Here is a 14,887-nt window from a genome sequence, read left to right on the forward strand (position 1 = left end):
ACCGGCGTGCCCGTCACCACCGTTCTGGACCGCCCGGCCCCGGCACCGCTGGAGCTGACCCTGCACCCGGTGCCCGACCCCGGTGCACCCGTGCTGCTGGTCGTGCCCGCGATGGGGATGCGGGCGTCGTTCTACAGCCCGCTGCTGAGGGCGCTGACCGACGCCGGCGTCGCCGCCGCGGTCACCGAGCTGCGCGGGCACCAGGCCCGGCCCGCTCCCCCGCCCGGGCGCCGCCACGACTTCGGCTACGACGACCTCGTCGGCGACCTCGCCGCCGCCGTCGAGGCGGTGCACTCCGAGCGGCCCGGCGCGCCGGTGTTCGTCGTCGGGCACAGCCTCGGCGGGCACCTCGCCACCGCGTACGCCGCGCGGCATCCCGACCGCGTCGACGGTGTCGCCCTCGTCGGGTCGGGCAGCGTCGACTGGCGGGTCTGGGGGCCCGCGCACCTGCTGCGGACCCAGGCCGTCGTGGCCGCGGCGATGCTGCTCGGACACTTCCCGGGCGATCGGGTCGGCTTCGCCGGGCGGGAGGCCCGCGGGCAGATGCGCGACTGGGGCCGGTGGGCCCGCACCGGGCGGCTCGCGTTCGGCACGCCGCGGGTCGACCACACCCCGTCGATCGCCGCGGTGCACCTGCCGGTCCTCGGGATCGGGTTCGAGCGCGACGGGCTCGCCCCGCCCGCCTCGGTCGACGCGCTGCTGGACATGTTCGGCGCGGCCACGGTGACCCGTCACCGGCTCGACGTGCCCGCGGCACGCCCGCATTTCGGGTGGGCCCGCGAGCCGGGCGCACTCGACGTCGTCGTGCCGGTGCTGACCGGCTGGGCCCGCGACGCCGCCGGGGCGTGACCCCGGCGGCGTCGGCGTGCGGGCGCTGCGGCTCAGACCCCGGTGTTCACCGACTCGTGCCACGGGATGACCAGGCGTTTCGCGGTGGTCACCATCAGGTAGAGCAGTGACCCCAGCACCGCGAGCAGCACGATCACCGCGAACAGGCGTGGCGCGTCGAGGGCGTTGAGGCTCGACACCACCAGGTAGCCGAGCCCGGCGCTGCCGCCGAGGTACTCACCGACGATCGCACCGATCACCGAGAACACGATCGCGACCTCGGCACCGGCGAACACGTACGGCAGGGTCGCGGGCAGCTCCAGGTTCCGGAACGTCGCCCAGCGCGAGGCGCCCAGCCCGGTCATGACGTCGCGGTGCCCACGCTCGACCGAGCGCACCCCGAGCATCACGTTGAGCATGATCGGGAAGAATGCGAGCAGCCCGGCCATGATGATCTTCGAGGTGGGCCCGAAGCCGAACCAGATCACGAAGATCGGCACGAACGCCACCTTGGGCACGACCTGCAGCGCGACCAGGGCGGGCTGCACCGCGCGGCGCAGCCACTCGATCCGCCCGAGCAGTGCGCCGACGCAGACACCGGCGACGAGCGCGGCGCCGAACCCGACGAGGACCTCCAGCAGCGTCACGCCGATGTGGCCCCAGATCGCCGGGTCGGCCAGCAGCTCTCCCAGGGCGCCGACGACGGCGGCCGGTGCGGGCAGGATGAACTCCGAGACCCCGACCACCGAGACGGTGAACTGCCAGGCCCCCACGAGCAGCAGCAGGAGCACCGGCCCGGAGATCCACGGCAGGCGCCGCAGCCAGGGCGACTCCTTCTCGGGGCCGCCGGGGTCGGTCACGGGGGTGGCGGGGTCGGTCGCCGGAGCGGGCCGTTCGGTCGTGGTCATCGGTTCAGTCCTCCCGGTCCAGCTCGGTGCGCAGCCCGGCGACCAGCGCGCCGAACTCCGGTGTCGTCTCGGTCGCGGCGGACCGCGGCCGGGGCAGGTCGATCGTGGTGATCGACCGGATGCGTCCCGGGCGCGGGGTCAGCAGCACGACCCGGTCGGCCAGGAACACCGCCTCGGGGATCGAGTGGGTCACGAACACGACGGTGGCGCCGGAGACCGCGTGGATCTGCTGCAGCTCCAGGTTCATCCGGTCGCGGGTCAGGGCGTCCAGCGCGCCGAACGGCTCGTCCATCAGCAGCACCGACGGGTCGCAGGCCAGGGCGCGGGCGATCGCGGCCCGCTGGCGCATACCGCCGGACAGCTCCCGCGGGTAGGACTCCTCGAACCCGCCGAGCCCGACGGTGGCGCACAGCTCGCCGGCCCGGGCGCGACGCTCGGCACGCGGCACCCCCCGCAGCTTGAGCGGCAGCGCAACGTTGTCGGTGATCGTGAACCACGGGAACAGGTTCGCCTCCTGGAACACCAGACCGAACTCGGCGAAGACCGCGTCGTCACGACGGCCGGCGGCCCACGCGGGCCGTCCGCCCGCCTCGACCAGCCCCGCGGACGGGGCGAGCAGGCCGGACAGGATCCGCAGCAACGTCGTCTTGCCGCAGCCCGAGCGCCCGACCAGCGAGACGAACTCGCCGCGGGCGACGTCCAGGTCGATCCCGGACAGTGCGCGCACCTCCCCCCGCCGGGTCGGGTACACCTTGTCCACACCGGACACCCGCAGGCCGACCGCGCCCCCGGTCGGGGCCGCGTGCGCCCCGGAACGGGTCGCCGTCGCCTGGGTCGCTGTCTCCTGGGTCATGCTCGTCTCCTGCTCCGCTGCCGGGGACCGTCGTGTCGTCGGGGTGCTCATCGGGTGCCCTCCGTGCCGTTGAGGCCGGCGTCGAGCCACTGCGCCGGGTCCAGGCCGGCGGGGACCTGACCGACCGAGGACACCTCGTCGTAGGTGGCCTGCCAGCGCTGCGGGGCGATGCCGGTCGGGCCCTGGCCCGCCGCGTAGCCGTCGACATAGGACGCGAGGGCGGCGCGGGCGACCTCGGGCCGGTCCAGCGCCGAGACCTGGTACTTCGAGCCGATGAGCTGCATGGTCTCGGCGAAGCCGTTCGCCTCGTCGGCCGTGATGAACGCCGTGGCGTCGGCGATCGCCGCGAGGTAGCGGCGCAGTTTGTCCTGCTCCTGCGGATCGGTGGCGGTGGCCTTCGAGGTGGCGTAGATCTGCGACCCGGCGGAGATGGCGTCGTTGGGGTCGTAGACGACGGCCTCGGGCCGGGTCGCCTGCAGCAGCATCGCGGTGTCGAGCGAGACGATGAACGCGTCGACGCGGCCGGTGTTCACCAGGTCGAACACGCCGGGGCTGAGCCCGACGACCTGGCGGCGCAGCTCGGCGGGGGCGATCCCGGCCGACCCGGCGACGAGGTCGAGGGTGATCGAGCTGGTGCCGCCCTCCGACGGCGTCCCGACCAGCTTGCCGCGCAGCTGCGCGGCGTCGGTCACCGGCGCCCGCTGCGAGGAGACCAGACGCAGCGGCCCGTTGTGCACCACACCGCCGATCGCGACCAGCGGTGCACCGCGCTCGCCCGCGGCGACCATCGTCTCGATGTCGCCGATCCGGGAGATCTCCGCGGACCCGGCGAGCAGGGTCTGGATGGCCGGCGCCGAGCCCTGGGTGGCCTCGAAGGTCACGTCCAGACCGTGGGCGGCGAAGAAGCCCTTGGTGTCGGCGATCATCTCGGCGGCGTAGCCGAGCGACTCCATCGGCAGGATGTTGAGGAAGGTGATCCGGTCGCGGCCGTCCTCACCGCCGCCCGCGCCGCATCCGGCGAGTGCGAGGCAGGCGGCGAGCAGGACCGCGGCGAGCCGGGTCGTCGTGCGGGTCATCGGGGGACCTCCGGTGCGTGCTGGGTCGACGCGAGGGACGGCGCGGGTGGGGCGACGGTGTCCGTGCTGCGGTACCACGCGGTGGCGTTGCCGCGGCGGATCGCGGCCCGGGCGGCGGGGTCGAGGGCGGCGAGGAGACGGGCCACCCCGTCGCCGTGGCGGTGCGGGTGGTCACCGGCGTAGAGCAGGAGCCCGGCGGCGCCCAGGACGTCCAGGGCGTCGTGCAGCTCGCCGGGATCGCGCGGCAGGTGGACCGGTGCGGTGGTGAACCGGACCTGCTCGCGGACGTACTCCGACGGCATCCGGTCCACCCACGGCACCTCGCGGCGGATGCCGCGCCACTCCTTGTCCAGGCGCCACAGCAGCGGCGGCAGCCAGGACGAGCCGCACTCGGCGACGGTCACCCGCAGCCCCGGCAGCGCACCGAGGGCGCCCTCGGCGACCAGTGACACCAGCTGGGACTGGGCGACCTGCCCGTGGGACAGGTAGTCCTGCAGGTAGGTGTGGGTGAACCCGGTCGTGGTCGGGGCGCTGCCGACCCGGCCCCAGGCGTGCAGGGTGACGACCAGCCCGGCCGCGGCGGCCGCGGCGAGGACCGGCCGGAACACCGGGTGCCCCCAGCGCAGGTCGTGCCCGCGCACCGGGAGCAGCACCTGTACGAAGCGCGGGTCGGCCGCCCAGTGCTCGATCTCGGCGACGGCCGCGGCCGGGTCGCCGAGCGGCACCGCGACCGAGCCGCGGGCGCGGGGCTCGTGGTCGAGGAACTGCTGCGCGGTCCAGGTGTTCACCGCCCGGCACAGGGCGGCCTCGAAGGCGTGGTTGCGGCTGACGTCGAACGCGGTGGTGCAGGTCAGGACCGCCGTACCGACCCGGCCGCTCCCGGGTGCGGGAGCGTCGAGAACCGCGGCCCGCAGGGCCGCGACGTCGTGCGGGGCGGGCCCGTCGACCATCGCGGGCGGGTAGGCGCCACCCTGGACGGGGTCGGCGCGCAGTGCGGCGCCCGCCGCGTAGTCGCGCCAGTACGGGCTCAGCAGTCCCGCGAGGTCGGCGAACGACGCCGGCGCGACGTGGGTGTCGGCGTCGACGAACTCCTCGGGCGGATCGGCGCTCATTCCTCGCTCCCGGGCAGGGTCAGGCCGTAGAGGCGGGCGGCGTTGGCGGCCGCCATCGGCCGGCGCAGCGCCGCGGGCAGCACCCGCAGCGCCGTGATCGGGTCGTCGAAGTCCCAGTGCGGGTAGTCGGAGGAGAACAGGATCCGGTCGGTCATCCCGGTCTGCTCCCAGGTCGTCGCCAGGTGTGCGGGCACCGGCGGCTCGTCGATCGGCTGGGTGGTGAACCACACCCGCTCGCGCACGATCTCCGACGGCGGGCGGGTCAGCCACGGGACGTCGTCGCGGCACAGCTCCCAGGCGTCGTCGAGCCCCCAGAGCAGCGACGGCAGCCAGGACACCCCGCCCTCGACGAGCACGAACTGCAGGTCCGGCACCGCCTCGAGGACGCCGCCGGCGACCAGCCCGGTCAGCGCGACGGCGACGGCGTTGCCGTACCACGCGTGCTGCTCCAGGTAGAACGACGGCCAGCCGTCCCCGCGGTGGCCCTCGGTGCCGCCGAGGTGGATCGCCACCGGCAGCCCGTGCGCGGCGGCCGCGGCGTAGATCGGCCGGTACTTGGCGTCCGACCACGGCAGGAACGTGCCGCTGGGGAACAGGACCTGCACGAACCGCGGGTCCGCGGCGCGGCGCTCGATCTCGGCGACGGCCTCCGCCGGCGACTCGTGCGGGATGCAGATGCTGGCCCGCAGCCGCGGCTCGGGGTCGAGCCAGTCGGTGACCAGCACGTCGTTGTACGCGCGGCACAGCGCAGCCGCGAACGCGGGCTCCTCGGCGCCCGCGGTGTGGCCCTGCATCGGGATGAGCACCCCGGCGACGACGTCGTAGGGGTCGAGCAGCTGGCTGCGCATCAGGTCCAGGTCACTGCCCGGGGGCCGGACGGCGCTGCCGGGCGGGCCGGCCTCGGGATGGGAGTCGCGGCGCATGCCGCCGTGCCGGACCCGGGGGTAGACCGCGGGCGGCGGCGCGCCGCGCAGCCCGAAGCGCAGGAACCGGCGCCGCCAGGGCTCGGGCAGCGCGGCCGCGAGCCGGTCGGCGGTGACGACCGGGTGGATGTCGGCGTCGACGATCGGGGTCCGGGCGCGACGCCGGGCGGTGGCCCGGCCGGTGACGGGTGCGGTGCTGGTCATGACGCCTCCTCGGTGGTGGGACGGCGGCCGGTGTCGACGACCACCCAGCGGTCCTCGACGGTCACCTCGAAGGTCTCGGCGGTGTACGGACCGGGTGTCATGCCCGGCGGACCCGGCTCGACCGACGCCGGGAGGCTGCGGGCGGGCGCGTCGCCGGGCTGGTAGGAGCGGCCGGTGCGCACGTCGTACTCCCAGCCGTGCCAGGGGCAGGCGACGAGCACGTGGCCCTCGTCGAGCCGCACGTCCGAGGGGCCGGTCGCCACCGGTGCCCCGGCGACGGAGCCGCGGCACAGCGGGCCGCCCTGGTGCGGGCAGTGGTCGGCGAGGGCGTAGTAGTCGTCGCCGACCCGGAAGACGCCGATCGAGCGGGTGCCGACCCGCACCACGCGGTGCTCGCCGGGGGCGAGCTGGTCGGCGGGCAGCACGGCGAGCCTCACGTCCCCTCCCCCGCCCTGGCCAGCAGCTCGACCGTGCCCGCGGTGGCGTCGAGCCGGATGCGGTCGCCGGTGCGCAGGACCTGCACCGGGTCGGCGTCGAGGTCGGCCAGGGCCGGGACCCGGGTGACGACGGCGCCGAGCGCGGCCTTCGTCGTGGTGACCGTGAAGACCATCCCGAGCGGGGCGGTGCCGAGGAGCCGGGTGCTCTGGAAGAAGGCCGACCAGCCCGAGGACCCCTTGGCGCCGGGGAACACGAGGATCTTCCCGGTGAAGCAGACGCCCTGCAGGGCGTGCCGGGCCTCGACGATCGTGCCGGTCGCCGGGTCGATGCCGCCCCAGCCGGAGATGGTCTCGGGGGACACCAGCGCCTCGCCGGTGACCACGCCGGGCACCACGGTCCGTCCGCGCAGGACGGTCCCGACCGTCGCGGTCATCGCAGCTCACCCGACCAGCGGCCGGTGGTCGCGGCCTGCACGCAGTCCTCGGTGGTGCCGAACCACGCCTCGATCCCGAGGATCGCGGGCAGGTAGTGGGCCTGCTTGGCGGAGTCGGTGGCGAACACCCGGGTCCCGGGCGGGGCCAGGCGGGACATCGCCGGGCAGGAGTCGGTGAGGACCTTCGCGCCGGCGGCCTCGATGGTGGCGGTGTAGCCGCTGCGCTCGGCCACCGCGGCCAGCGCCCGCGGCGCCATGATCCACAACGAGGTGCCGTCGTGCAGCCTGCGGCCGTCGAGGAGCCGGGCGACGTCGCGGATCTGGTCGAGCGAGGCGTGCGGGCAGCCGAGCAGGACGAAGTCGACGCACGCGCTGGTGCCCTGGTCGTTGAGCCGGGCGTAGGTGGCGGCCCGCTCGGCGGCGCCGTAGACGACCGCGTCGGCCGGGAGGTTGCCGCTGAACGCGGCCTCGACGGTCGGTGCCTCGGGGGTGACGCCGGGGACGTGGTACATCTCGACCCCGCCGGAGGACGCGGCCGCGGCGCCGAAGTGCTTCAGGTCGGTGAGGTCGGGCAGCGCGAGGTCCCCGGTGACGACGGGGCGGGCCTCCTGCACGACGTCGCCGGTGAAGTAGCCGAGCAGGCCCCAGTCGAGGAACCCGCCGACCGGGGTGTCGACCCGGACCAGGTGGGTGCCGCGCCGGTGTTCGTCGTGGTGGTTGCCCCAGCACGGGATGCGCCCGGTGAGGCTGGCCGCGCCGGTCGACGCGGTGCCCTCGCAGTTCGTGCGGGCGCCGAGCACCGAGTTGGCGTAGACCACCGCGGAGGACTCCATCCAGGCGCAGTGCTCGCCGCGGACCGGGAGGTTCCCGACCTGGTACGGCGTGCAGGTGGCGAGGATGGAGACGCCGCGACGGCCGTAGAAGGTCTCGGCGTCGGCCTGCAGCTCCACGAACTGCGCCGGGTAGGGCGCGACGGCGGCCGCGTCGGCGCCGAAGCCCTGCTGGAGTTGGCAGGTGGGCACCGCCATCGGCGGGATCTCGTGGGTGGTGTCGCTGTCGAGGTTGATCACCGAGAACGCGCGGTCCCAGCCGCCCTCGGCGACCAGGCGGGCCTTGAGCGGGGAGGGCTGGGTTGCGGTCCCGGCCACGTTGCGGACCGAGCAGAGCCGCTCGGCGTCCAGTGCCTCGGCGTAGCGGGTGAGCAGGTCCATCGCGGCGGCGACGGCGGGCCCCTCGGCCCCGTCGAGCATCCTGCGGTCGTCGTCGGTGAGTATCACGGGGCGCCTCCGGGCATCGTTGCCTGTCTCCTCGTGGTGGTGGCGGTGGGACGGGTCAGTCCTCGACGTTCTCCCGGATCCGGTCGGTCAGGGCGTCGGCGGGCACGTCGTGCAGGCTGCCCTGCGGTCCGGCGAGGTCCAGGGCGTGCGCGGCGGCGTGGCCCATCGCCGCGCACGGCCCCATGACGCGCACACTCGACAGCGCCGCGGCGTCCCCGTCGATGCAACGGCCCGCGGCGACCAGGTTCGACGCGGCGGGCGGCAGCATCGAGCGCAGCGGCACGTAGTGCAGGTGGTCGGCGTCGAAGGTCTCCCAGACGTAGCCGTCGGGGCTGTCGTGCAGCTCGATCGGCCAGGCCGTGCGGGCGACGGCGTCGTCGAAGCGGGTCCCGGCGCGGACCTCGTCGACGGTGAGCTGGTGGACGGCGGCGATCCAGCGGGTCTGGCGGCGGCCGGGCAGCCCGTAGGAGCGCACCGTGGCCTTGCCGAACACCTCGGGGAACTCCGCGCGCAGGAACTCGACGACCCGGTCGGCCTGGGCCTTGCCCTCCAGCTGGGCCTCGGCGGCGGCGATCGGGTCCAGCGGCGCCTCGATGTGGGTCATGTTGAGCACCGCGGTGTCGCGGCCGGGGAAGTAGAAGGCGAGGCCGTCGCGACGGAGCAGGCCGTACTGGTCGGCCTTGGCCGCGACCCGGGCGGCGAGCTCGCCGGGCTCCGGCGCGGCACCGGTGTCCAGGTGCTCGACGACGAGCTGCTGGCTGCCGTAGATCTCCCGGTCGGGCAGGCGGCACTCCAGGCCCGCGGCCCAGGCGAGCGCGGCGTCGCCGCTGGCGTCGACGAACCCGGCCGCGGTGACGTCGACCGCGCCGTAGCGGGTGGCGAAGCGGGCGCCGAGGACACGGTCGCCGTCACGCTCGACGCCGGTGAGGGTGGCGTTGGTGAGGACCCGGATGCCGTGGGCACGGACGGTGTCCTCGACCCAGCGGCCGAGGCGCACCTCGTCGTAGCCGACGGTGAGGGTGTGGCCGGTACGGCGGAACAGGTCGCCGCCGGCCTCGAGGTCGGGGAACAGGGAGTCGAACAGGCCGTGGGTCAGCTGCCGGAACTCGGGGCCGTTGCCGTAGACCCCGCAGAACAGCCCGATCAGCGAGTTGACCATCTGCCCGCCGAGGACGGGGGCGGCGTCGACGAGGACGACGTCGCGGCCGAGGCGGGCGGACTCGACGGCGGCGGAGAGCCCGGCGATGCCGGAGCCGACGATGCAGACGTCGGCGGTCACCGCGTGCTCGGCCGGGTCGCCGGCGCGCAGTGGGGCGTCCCGGATCACGGCGTGGACCGGCAGGGGCGTCAGCGGGTGAGGCATGGCTCACACACTAGGAACGGCGCGCGCCGCCCCGGAAATAGAACGTTCGCCTGCCGGACCATCGACCGGACGAATAGTCGCAGCTCTACAGGGTGGCCGACAGCTCGACGATGAGTTCACGGAGCCACCGGTGGGCCGGGTCCGGGTCGAGGTCGGTGTGCCACCAGAGGCGCTCGCGGATCGGTCCGGGATCGCCCGGGCAGGGCAGCACGACCAGCCCGAGGCGGTCGGCGACCTGGCGGGCGAGCCGCTCCTGCAGCAGCGCGACGCGGTCGGTCCCGGCGACCAGGTAGGGCACCGACAGGTAGCTCTCCACCCGCACCTTGATGTCGGGTTCGACGCCGAGCCGGGCGAGCTGGCGGGTCATCGGCGCGGCCGCCGACATGCCGCGGTCCGGGGCGAACGGCACCACCCAGGGCATCGCGGCGAGCTCGTCGAGGTCCAGGGTCGGGTCCGGCCCGGCGGCCACCGGGTTGTCGGCGTCGACGACGCAGACCCAGCGGTCGTCGAACAGGGCGGTGGAGCGCAGCTCGGGCCGTTCGAAGCGGGCGGCGGGCGGGGCGATGAGGCCGTCGATGAGCCGGATCGTCTCGCCGATGTCGGCGGAGAACGACTCGCGGACCAGCCGCAGCCGCAGCTCGATGCCGGGGGCGCGCCGGGCCGCCGCCGCGGACAGCGCGGGCCCGAGCACGGCGACGGTGTAGTCGGCGACGAGCAGGGTGAACCCGCGCCGGGCGCTCGACGGGTCGAAGCCGTGGCCGGTGCCGAACAGCCGCTCGGCGGCCGAGCAGACGCCCTCGACCTGCTCGACGAGCTGGGCGGCGAGCGGGGTGAGGACGTAGCCGCCGGGGTGGCGGGACAGCAGGTCGTCGTCGAAGTGGCGGCGCAGCCGGGACAGGGCCGCACTGGCGGCGGGCTGGGAGATGCCGATGCGGGCGGCGGCGCGCGTGACATTGCGTTCGCGCAGCAGCTCGCGCAGGGAGACGAGCAGGTTGAGGTCGAGGTTGGCCAGCCGGACCGTCGGCGGGGTCGTCACGGCGCCGCAGGCTAGCCGCTCACCCCGTCCGGAGTACCCATCCGGTCACCGTGCCGTCCGCCCTGCCGCTCACCCCGGCGGAACGCGCTCGGGGTGACGCCGCGGACCCGGGTGAAGGCCGCGCTGAAGCCGAACGGGTCGGCGTACCCGACCCGGCGCGCGATCCCGGCCAGCGTCGCGCCGGGCTCGGCGAGGAGCAGGTCCGCCGCCAGGGTCATCCGCCAGCCGGTGAGGTAGGTCAGCGGCGGCTCGCCCACCCGGTCGCTGAACCGCTTGGCCAGCGTCGCCCGGGACACACCGGTGGCGGCGGCGAGCCCGGCGACGGTCCAGGCCGCCGCGGGGTCGGCGTGCAGCAGCCGCAGCGCCCGCCCGACCACCGGGTCGTGCTGGGCCGTCCACCACCGCGGTCGGCCTTCGTCGGGCCGGTCGAACCACTCGCGGAGGGTGCAGACCAGCAGCCAGTCCAGGAGCCGGTCGAGCACCACCTGCCGGCCGGGGGCGTCGACGGCGACCTCGGCGGCGACATGGTCGAGCACCGTGTCCCCGCTGCCCCCGGCACCGACCCGCAGCACCGGAGGGAGCGCGTCGAGCAGCCGGGCGCCGACCTCGCCCCCGGCCGGAGAGGCCCCGGTGATCAGGGTGCTCGCGTCGCTGCCCGGCGCCGGCGCCGGGTCGTGCCAGCCGAGCCGGTGGCGGGTGCCGCCCTGCTCGGGCGTCGCGCAGTCCACGCCGCAGACGATCGGCTCGGCCGGGGTGCCGACCTCGTCGACCACGTGGAAACCGGCCGGGCCGCGCACGACGGCGGTCTCCCCCGCGGCCAGCCGCACCGGGTCGGCACCGGGGACGAGGATCCACCCCGCGCCGGTGAGCATCGCGCACAGGGTCAGCGGTGCGCCGTCGACGAAGTGCAGCGACCAGGGCGGGGTCAGGGTGGTGCTGCCGAACAGCGAGCCGTACGACCGCAGCCCGCGGACGAGGTCACCGAAGGGGTCCACCGCACCGAGATTAGACGAACGGACAGGAGTTCCGGCGTCTCACCCATGTCGTCGTCCGCGCTGGGGTGGTGTCGTGGACCCATGCCCAGCACCGACAGCCGCACCGCACTCACCGACGACGACCGCGTCTTCCTCGCCCGCCCGCTGCACGGTTTCCTGAGCGTCGCGGGCGGCCCGGTGCCGCCGCAACCCCGCCCGGTCTGGTTCGAGGCGACCGACGACGGCACCGTGCAGCTGTTCACCGGACCGGAGTCGCTGCACATCCGCCGCAGGCGGGCGGACCCGCGGGCCTCGCTCGTCGTCGCCGCGCCGGTCGGGGAACGCGAGCGCTGGATCGCGGTCGACGGCTCCACGACCGTCGAGACCGACGGGGCACACGCGCTGGCGCAGCGGCTGGCGCAGCGCTACTGGGACCTCGACGACCCCGCGCGCGCCGCGGACCTCGCGGCGATCCTCGCCGAGGACCAGGTGCGGCTGGTGGTCCACCCCGAGCGGGTGCGCCGGCTGAGGTTCTGACCCCGGTCCGGCCCGGGCGCCCGGATCAGGGGGTGCGACGGCCCGACCACCCGGGCTCGACAGCCGCCCAGTCCTCCTCCCAGGCACGGGCGAACGCGCGCCCGTTCCAGGCGAAGACCAGCCGCCCGGCGACCCACACCACGGCGGCCCACATCACGGCGGTGATGAACCCGGCCGCGACGGCGACCGTGACGGCGTCGGCGGGGGTCGACGGCGGCGGCGCCAGCCGGCCGTCGGTGCCGACCCAGGCCGGCACCCGGTCGCCGACGTCGTAGAGGCCGGGCAGCGTGCTGCCGCCGGAGTGCGGCTGCCCGTCGGGGCCGGTCCAGCTCAGCGTGAGCGACTGCTGGCCGGTCTGCAGGTCACCCACCGCGCTCGCCCGCGCGGTGACCGTCGCGGCGACCGGCACGCGCTGGCGGGCCTCGACCGCGCCCCGTTCCAGGACCGACCCGTGGGCCGCGGCACCGGCGAGCCACGCCACGACCAGCCCGCAGGCGGCCAGCAGCCCGAGCAGCACGGCGAGCAGGTCCTCGCGACGGGACGCCCGACGACGGAGCCGGTCAGCGGGTCCCGGCTCGGAGCCCGGCCGGTCGGCTGCGCGCATCGTTCCTCCTGGGGTCGGTCACGACGGGTCCTCCCCACCACCGCGGGTGAGGAGGCGATCACCGAGGACTACCCCCGTTATCGCCCCGTGACATCCCTGCGGGACGGAGATCACGCCCTCGGACGCCGTGCGGTCCCCTCCCGTACCCGGGCGGTCGGCCGCGCAGCGATCCGCCGCCGGGCCCGCCCTCCACCCGTTCGCCGTGCACCGCAGCCCACTCGCCGCCACGGGGCTCGCCCGGGCAACCGCGGCACCCGGACGGGCGTCTGCCCCGATGTCACCCGGGTGGGTGATCTGTGACGTGGAGGTGGGCATGTCCCGGACCGAGCGGCTCCGTCGCCGTCGTGGCGTTCTGGTGACCGGGCTCGTGCTCGTGGCCGGGGTGGGGCTGGGTGGCACCGCGATCGCCACCGCCGACCCGGAGCAGAGCCGGGTCGCGAAGCAGGCGCACGCCGAGCCCGCCGCCCCCGGGACCCCGTGCGCGGCGTCGGTGCGGGCGTGCGTGGACCTCGAGACGCGGCAGGCGTGGCTGGTCCGCGACGGGAAGGTCACCGGCGGACCGTTCCGGGTCACCACCGGGGGCGAGGGGAAGGCCACCCCCGTCGGGCACTCGTTCCGGGTGTACCGCAAGGAGGCCGACCACCGCAGCGGCGAGTTCCCCGGCCCGGACGGCCGCCCGGCGCGGATGCCGTGGTCGGTGTTCTTCGCCGACGGTGGGATCGCCTTCCACGGCGGCGACCTCAGCCGCGAGTCGGCGGGGTGCGTCAAGCTCGGCGCCCGCGACGCGAAGCGGTTCTTCGACACCCTGCAGGTCGGGGACAAGGTGCAGGTCGTGAACGGGTCGGTGGAGCGCAGGCACCGCGCGGAGGCCCACGGCCGCGTCTGAGCTGCACCGACCCGGTCCGCGGGTCAGCCCGGGAGGACGATCCTGGTGCCCTCGGGCGCCCGGTAGGCGTCGACGACCCGGTTCAGCTCGGTCTGGTAGTAGAGGGTCTGCAGGCCGAACACGAAGCACAGCAGCAGCCCGACGACCGGGCTGCAGGTGACGGGCAGGCCCGCGGAGCGCTGGCTGTCGGCGATCCGCTGCCCCGTGTTGTAGAACGACACGAGCGGCGCCACGACCGTCCAGCCCAGGAACAGCAGCACCAGCAGCGGCCCGGCGACGGGCACCTGACGGCGCGGGTCGAACTCCGCCATCTCGCGGTGGATCCTGTAGTACCAGACGAGCCCGTAGATGCCGAGGGTGATCAGTGGCAGGCCGAGCCACACCGCGACCGGGTTGCGGCGCTTCATCGCCAGCCCGACCGGGGCATGCGGCGGCGCCGCGAGCTCGCCGGGGCGCCACGGGTCCAGCCCCGTGCCAGGGCCGCTGTACGGAACGGGGGCCGGGTACGGCTGCGGTCCTGGAGCAACGCGGCCGGTCGGGGCGCCGTACCCGACGTCACCGGAGGGCGGGGGTCCGACCGGCTGCGGGCCGGCGGGGTGGAGCCGGCGCGGGTCCGACGGGTGCTGCGGGTAGGTCATCGGCGGGGTCCGATCTGCGCGGAGGAGCGACGCGGGCGACCCCGCGTCCGTCCACCGCGACCTCGCCGTCCGTGGCACCGCCGTTAGCCCCGTCCGGCGCAGACACCGACGGCCCGGTGACGACCCGGAGATCGTCCGGGAGGTCACCGGGCCGCCCGGTGGTCGTCCTGACCCGCTCGTGAGCGGTGTCGCTACAGGTCAGCTCGTGCTGGCCGCCCGCCGCGGCAGCACCCAGTTGGGGCGCGGGAAGTGGCAGGTGTAGCCGTAGGGGAACTTCTGCAGGTAGTCCTGGTGCTCCGGCTCGGCCTCCCAGAAGTCACCGGCCGGCTCCACGTCGGTGCTCGCGCGGCCCGGCCAGAGCCCGGACGCGTCGACGTCGGCGATGGTGTCCAGGGCGACCGCCTTCTGCTCCTCGCTCGTGTAGAAGATCGCGGAGCGGTAGCTGCGGCCGATGTCGTTGCCCTGCCGGTCCTTCGTCGACGGGTCGTGGATCTGGAAGAAGAACTCCAGGATCTCGCGGTAGGAGATCCGCTCCGGGTCGAAGACGATCTCGACGGCCTCGGCGTGGTCGCCGTGGCGCCGGTAGGTCGCGTTCGGGGTGTTCGGGTCGCCGGAGTAGCCGACCCGGGTGGACACGACGCCCGGGCGCTCGCGGAGCAGCTCCTGGACACCCCAGAAGCACCCACCGGCGAGGATCGCGGTCTCGGTCATCAGGCTTGAACCTCCCTGTGTCGGGTCTCGACGGCTACAACGGTGCGGGCACCGCCGATGTTCCGTCGCGCACGACGGGTCTCCCG

At 75.1% G+C, this 14,887-nt stretch carries 17 protein-coding genes; 3 read left to right on the forward strand and 14 right to left on the reverse strand.

Annotation, left to right across the window (positions count from 1 at the left end; translation table 11 throughout):
* Positions 1-6: 6 nt before the first annotated feature.
* Positions 7-849: an alpha/beta hydrolase family protein gene (locus tag DMP15_RS17215; RefSeq protein WP_337826164.1), complete on the forward strand. Its 843-nt coding sequence runs from the start codon at positions 7-9 to the stop codon at positions 847-849.
* A 32-nt stretch (positions 850-881) separates the two neighbouring features.
* Here the strand turns inward: DMP15_RS17215 and DMP15_RS17220 are convergent, their stop codons facing one another.
* The 11 genes from DMP15_RS17220 to DMP15_RS17270 all read right to left on the reverse strand — a co-directional run bounded on the left by DMP15_RS17220 (position 882) and on the right by DMP15_RS17270 (position 11,446).
* Positions 882-1,736, reverse strand: coding sequence for an ABC transporter permease (locus DMP15_RS17220; protein WP_083474056.1), 855 nt, complete (start codon positions 1,734-1,736; stop codon positions 882-884).
* Positions 1,737-1,740: 4 nt separating this feature from the next.
* Positions 1,741-2,589 carry an ABC transporter ATP-binding protein gene (locus tag DMP15_RS17225; RefSeq protein ID WP_083658341.1) on the reverse strand — a complete coding sequence of 283 codons (849 nt, stop codon included), beginning with the start codon at positions 2,587-2,589 and terminating at the stop codon, positions 1,741-1,743.
* 47 nt (positions 2,590-2,636) lie between these two features.
* Entirely contained in the window at positions 2,637-3,665 is a 1,029-nt protein-coding gene (locus DMP15_RS17230) for an ABC transporter substrate-binding protein (protein WP_337826165.1), read from the reverse strand.
* Positions 3,662-4,777: an amidohydrolase family protein gene (locus DMP15_RS17235; RefSeq protein WP_337826166.1), complete on the reverse strand. Its 1,116-nt coding sequence runs from the start codon at positions 4,775-4,777 to the stop codon at positions 3,662-3,664. The genes DMP15_RS17230 and DMP15_RS17235 overlap by 4 nt, the downstream gene beginning before the upstream one ends.
* Positions 4,774-5,904, reverse strand: coding sequence for an amidohydrolase family protein (locus DMP15_RS17240; protein WP_337826167.1), 1,131 nt, complete (start codon positions 5,902-5,904; stop codon positions 4,774-4,776). The genes DMP15_RS17235 and DMP15_RS17240 overlap by 4 nt, the downstream gene beginning before the upstream one ends.
* Positions 5,901-6,341 (reverse strand): Rieske (2Fe-2S) protein, encoded by a 441-nt coding sequence (locus DMP15_RS17245; protein ID WP_337826168.1) that lies wholly within the window; start codon positions 6,339-6,341, stop codon positions 5,901-5,903. Before DMP15_RS17245 ends, DMP15_RS17240 begins: the two co-directional genes overlap by 4 nt.
* A complete protein-coding gene (locus tag DMP15_RS17250; protein WP_062394624.1) occupies positions 6,338-6,775 on the reverse strand; it encodes an aconitase X swivel domain-containing protein in 438 nt (145 codons plus the stop codon). The genes DMP15_RS17245 and DMP15_RS17250 overlap by 4 nt, the downstream gene beginning before the upstream one ends.
* On the reverse strand, positions 6,772-8,052 hold the full coding sequence (locus DMP15_RS17255; protein ID WP_073575063.1) for an aconitase X: 1,281 nt from the start codon (positions 8,050-8,052) through the stop codon (positions 6,772-6,774). The genes DMP15_RS17250 and DMP15_RS17255 overlap by 4 nt, the downstream gene beginning before the upstream one ends.
* Before the next feature lie 55 nt (positions 8,053-8,107).
* On the reverse strand, positions 8,108-9,415 hold the full coding sequence (locus DMP15_RS17260) for an FAD-dependent oxidoreductase (protein ID WP_179759996.1): 1,308 nt from the start codon (positions 9,413-9,415) through the stop codon (positions 8,108-8,110).
* A gap of 85 nt (positions 9,416-9,500) precedes the next feature.
* Positions 9,501-10,451 (reverse strand): LysR family transcriptional regulator, encoded by a 951-nt coding sequence (locus tag DMP15_RS17265; protein ID WP_073575065.1) that lies wholly within the window; start codon positions 10,449-10,451, stop codon positions 9,501-9,503.
* A gap of 11 nt (positions 10,452-10,462) precedes the next feature.
* Positions 10,463-11,446: an AraC family transcriptional regulator gene (locus DMP15_RS17270; RefSeq protein ID WP_073575066.1), complete on the reverse strand. Its 984-nt coding sequence runs from the start codon at positions 11,444-11,446 to the stop codon at positions 10,463-10,465.
* Between the two features lie 81 nt (positions 11,447-11,527).
* Between DMP15_RS17270 and DMP15_RS17275 the strand changes: the two genes are divergently transcribed.
* The gene (locus DMP15_RS17275; RefSeq protein ID WP_073575067.1) at positions 11,528-11,962 is read left to right on the forward strand and encodes a pyridoxamine 5'-phosphate oxidase family protein; all 435 of its coding nucleotides are present in this window, start codon (positions 11,528-11,530) and stop codon (positions 11,960-11,962) included.
* A gap of 25 nt (positions 11,963-11,987) precedes the next feature.
* Here the strand turns inward: DMP15_RS17275 and DMP15_RS17280 are convergent, their stop codons facing one another.
* Positions 11,988-12,566 carry an Rv1733c family protein gene (locus DMP15_RS17280; RefSeq protein ID WP_073575068.1) on the reverse strand — a complete coding sequence of 193 codons (579 nt, stop codon included), beginning with the start codon at positions 12,564-12,566 and terminating at the stop codon, positions 11,988-11,990.
* A gap of 313 nt (positions 12,567-12,879) precedes the next feature.
* Between DMP15_RS17280 and DMP15_RS17285 the strand changes: the two genes are divergently transcribed.
* Positions 12,880-13,452, forward strand: a complete 573-nt coding sequence (locus DMP15_RS17285; RefSeq protein ID WP_073575367.1) for a L,D-transpeptidase — start codon at positions 12,880-12,882, stop codon at positions 13,450-13,452.
* Positions 13,453-13,475: 23 nt separating this feature from the next.
* Here the strand turns inward: DMP15_RS17285 and DMP15_RS17290 are convergent, their stop codons facing one another.
* Together DMP15_RS17290 and msrA are read right to left on the reverse strand one after the other, a co-directional pair.
* Positions 13,476-14,090, reverse strand: a complete 615-nt coding sequence (locus DMP15_RS17290) for a DUF4234 domain-containing protein (RefSeq protein WP_253067974.1) — start codon at positions 14,088-14,090, stop codon at positions 13,476-13,478.
* 198 nt (positions 14,091-14,288) lie between these two features.
* Entirely contained in the window at positions 14,289-14,801 is a 513-nt protein-coding gene (gene msrA / locus DMP15_RS17295; RefSeq protein ID WP_073575069.1) for a peptide-methionine (S)-S-oxide reductase MsrA, read from the reverse strand.
* Positions 14,802-14,887 lie beyond the last annotated feature (86 nt).

Source organism: Pseudonocardia sp. UM4_GMWB1 (genome assembly GCF_017312155.1).
Lineage (GTDB): Bacteria > Actinomycetota > Actinomycetes > Mycobacteriales > Pseudonocardiaceae > Pseudonocardia > Pseudonocardia alni.